1 pseudogene is annotated in these 1125 nt (G+C 38.0%); it reads left to right on the forward strand.

What is annotated here, in order from left to right:
* Positions 1-16: 16 nt before the first annotated feature.
* Positions 17-1125: pseudogene (locus tag HMPREF0023_RS15880) on the forward strand (IS3 family transposase); the annotation flags it as partial.

Here is a 1125-nt window from a genome sequence, read left to right on the forward strand (position 1 = left end):
TTAAGAGGCTTATTTTATGGAATATGAAAAAGAACAACGAGTTAAACGAACACAACGAGATTATAGTTTTGCCTTTAAAATGCTGATTGTCCATGAGGTAGAAAAAGGGCAAATCACTTATAAACAAGCTCAAGCAAAATATGGTATTCAAGGAAGATCAACTGTGCTTACATGGTTACGTAAGTACGGACAACAAGATTGGACTTCTAAAGCTATGCCTTCCACTTCAAAACGCCAACTCACCCCTCAACAACGCATTCGCCAGTTGGAAAAACAATTAGCCGCAGAAAAGCTAAAAACTGAATTTATCCAAGATGTGATTTATCACATAGACAAAGAATGTGGGAGAGATCTTGGAAAAAAGTATACCGAGCACGTTTCAAAGATTGGCAAGCCCAAAGAAGACTAAATGTCTCACGTTATTGTGAGTGGATAGGAATCACCCGACAGGCTTACTATCAATCAGAAAAACGTGCTCAAATCAAAGCTCAGGAAACTCAGCAAGTACTTGAATTGGTTATGGAGTATCGTTATTTGATGCCAAGTATCGGTACGCGTAAACTCTATTGGCTGATCAAACCAAAATTGCTAGAACAAGGACTGAAGTTTGGTCGAGATCAGTTATTTAAGGTATTAAAAGAGAATGATTTATTGATACGCCCTAAACGTCGCTATACCAAAACTACAGATAGCAAACACTGGATGAAGAAACATCCTAATTTATTAAAGGATTATTCTCCAATACGGGCAAATGAAGTCTTTGTTAGTGATATTACCTATGTTGAAAGTGCAGAGGGTGTGCATTATCTATCACTTGTGACAGATGCCTATACCCGACAAATTAAAGGTTATAAGTTATCAAGTGATATGCGGGCAGAGAATGTTGTACAAGCCTTACATATGGCAATGAAGTCTATAAAAGATAGAGCAACAACCCTGATTCATCATTCAGATAGAGGTTCTCAATATTGCTCTGAATTATATCAATCGGCACTACAGCGTTACGGTATAAGTCCCTCGATGACAGATGGAGGAGACTGTTACCAAAATGCTTTAGCAGAGCGAATCAATGGCATACTCAAACAGGAGTTCTTAACTACACGATGTAAAACGATGAAGGAGTTA

The organism is Acinetobacter sp. ATCC 27244 (genome assembly GCF_000156555.1).
In the GTDB taxonomy this organism is placed as follows: Bacteria; Pseudomonadota; Gammaproteobacteria; order Pseudomonadales; family Moraxellaceae; genus Acinetobacter; species Acinetobacter haemolyticus.